The organism is Vibrio sp. 10N.222.52.B12 (genome assembly GCF_002875385.1).
GTDB lineage: Bacteria > Pseudomonadota > Gammaproteobacteria > Enterobacterales > Vibrionaceae > Vibrio > Vibrio jasicida.
Genome location: NZ_MDAW01000023.1, coordinates 1 through 2595, shown reverse-complemented (window position 1 = coordinate 2595; position 2595 = coordinate 1). Strand labels below are relative to the sequence as shown.

General features: G+C 49.6%; 1 protein-coding gene. It reads right to left on the bottom strand.

The annotated features are described in order from the left end of the window. The coding region (locus BCT11_RS01530) for a VCBS domain-containing protein (RefSeq protein ID WP_198593894.1) at positions 1 to 2595 on the bottom strand (2595 nt) is incomplete at both ends.

Sequence of the window (2595 nt, the reverse complement as noted above, 5' to 3'; positions counted from 1 at the left end):
TTTGGTCTGAGCCGATACCTGATAAATCATCTTCGTCTACAGCCAGAGGCACAACATTATCGATGATTGGTGCATCATCCGTAATGGTGACTGGAATGGTTGCCGAAGTCGTATCACCATCAAAATCGGTGGCAATAATTGGGAAATCAATCGTCAGGCTATCGCTGTTGGCGGCATGGTCAATCGGGCCTTGCAGCGTAAAGTCGTACGTACCATCTGTTGCTACATTCAACGTGAAAACTGGATTGCCGTCAGCGGTCGCAACATAGGTAAAGCTGCCGTCACCATTGGCGGTTTCCACCAAGGTAATCGCCTCACCCTGAGACGTTAGCCCCGCAACAGGATCAGCGGTTGAATCCAGTTGATAGCTCACCACTCGGTCAGAGCCTTGAGTGGTGGTAAACGCACCTTCAACGAACAGATCGCCGCCTGGGTCTGAACCCACGCCGCTAAGGTCGTCTTCATCGACACTCAACGCATCCACCGCTGTGATGGTCGGTACATCATCAACAATCGTGACTGGAATAGTTTCAGTAACGGTGTCGCCATCAAAGTCGGTTGCAATAATTGGGAAGTTGAGTGTCAACTCATCACTATCAACTGCATGATCAATTGGCCCTTCTAGCGTGAAGTTGTATGATCCATCAGTATTTACTGTCAAAGTAAATACAGGGTTGCCACCCGCTGTCGCTTCATAAGTGAAACTACCATCACCATTTGCGGTTTCTGTTAGCGTTACCGCTACACCCTGCGAGGTTAAACCGTCAACTGGTGTTGATGTGCCATCGAGTTGGTAGCTCACCACTCGGTCTGAACCTTGTGTGGTGGTGAAGTTACCATCAATAGAAATTGGATTGCTTTGGTCTGAGCCAATTGAAGCTAGATCATCTTCATCAACCGTAATTGCGTCGACGTCAGTAATCACTGGCTTATCGTCCACGATCGTCACAGGGATCGTGGCGTTTGTGGTATCGCCATCAAAGTCGGTCGCGATGATTGGGAAGTTGAGCGTTAACTCATCGCTATCTACTGCGTGGTCGATTGGCCCTTCAAGCGTGAAGTTATAAGAGCCATCAGTGTTCACTGTTAGCGTAAAGACCGCTTCAGAGCCCGCTGTCGCCTCGTAAGTAAAGCTGCCATCAGCGTTTGCGGTTTCAGTCAATGTGACTGCTACGCCTTGTGATGTAAGGCCATCAACCGGGGTTGCAGACGCGTCAAGCTGATAGCTCACCACTCGGTCAGAGCCTTGTGTGGTAGTGAAGTTGCCATCGATTGAAATCGGGTCAGTCTGATCTGAGCCAATCGTGCTTAAGTCATCTTCATCAACGGTAATCGCATCGACATCAGTAATGGTCGGCTTATCATCCACGATGGTGACTGGGATCGTTTCTGTGGTGGTATCACCATCAAAATCCGTCGCGATGATTGGGAACTTCAGTGTCAACTCATCACTGTCTGTCGCATGGTCGATTGGCCCTTGAAGCGTGAAGTTGTATGAGCCATCCGTATTAACGGTCAGTGTAAATACGGCTTCAGTACCTGCCGTCGCTTGGTAAGTGAAGCTACCATCACCGTTTGCAGTTTCCGTCAGCGTCACGGCCACACCTCGCGATGTTAGACCATTAACTGGCGTTGCAGCAGCATCTAATTGGTAGCTCACTACCCCATCAGAGCCTTGCGTTGTAGTAAAGTTACCATCGATTGAAATTGGTTCTGAGCCGTCAGAGCCAATCGTCGCTAAGTCATCTTCATCCACACGGATTGTGTCTACGTCAGTGATGGTTGGTTTATCGTCAACGATGGTGACAGGCAATGTTTCTGTTGAGGTATCGCCATCAAAATCTGTTGCGATAATCGGGAAGTCGATTTGTAGGCTGTCGCTGTTCACCGCATGGTCTAGTGGGCCCTGCAGAGTAAAGGTGTAGCTGCCGTCTGGCTTCACCACCAATTCAAACACGGCATTGCCATCTGCTGTGGCAGTGTAAGTAAAGCTGCCATCGCCGTTAGCAGCTTCAGCAAGCACGACAGGCTCACCTTGAGAGGTTAATCCTGCTACTGGATCTGCCGTTGCATCAAGCTGGTATTTAACAACGCTGTCTGAGCCTTCAGTTGTGCTGAAAGAACCCGACATAAACGCATCATCGTTTTGGTCTGAACCTATTGAGGCGAGATCATCTTCGTCTACTGTCAGTGGGACAACGTTGTCGATGGTTGGAACGTCATCAGTAATCGTAACTGGAATGGTCGCGGTTGTCGTATCGCCATCAAAATCTGTAGCAATGATTGGGAAGTTCAGTACTAGCTCATCGCTGTTTAACGCGTGATCAACTGGGCCTTCTAGACGGAAGTTGTATGTACCGTCAGCATTCACATTCATGGTGAAGACAGGATTGCCATCCGCGGTAGCCACGTAAGTGAAGCTGCCATCGGCATTCGCAGTCTCTACCAGAGTAACTGGCTCACCTTGGGAGGTTAGCCCCGAAACAGGATCAGCCGTTGAATCAAGTTGGTAGCTCACCACACGGTCTGAACCTTGAGTGGTCGTGAACGCGCCTTCAACATAAACAGCGTCACTTTGGTCTGAGCCGATACCTG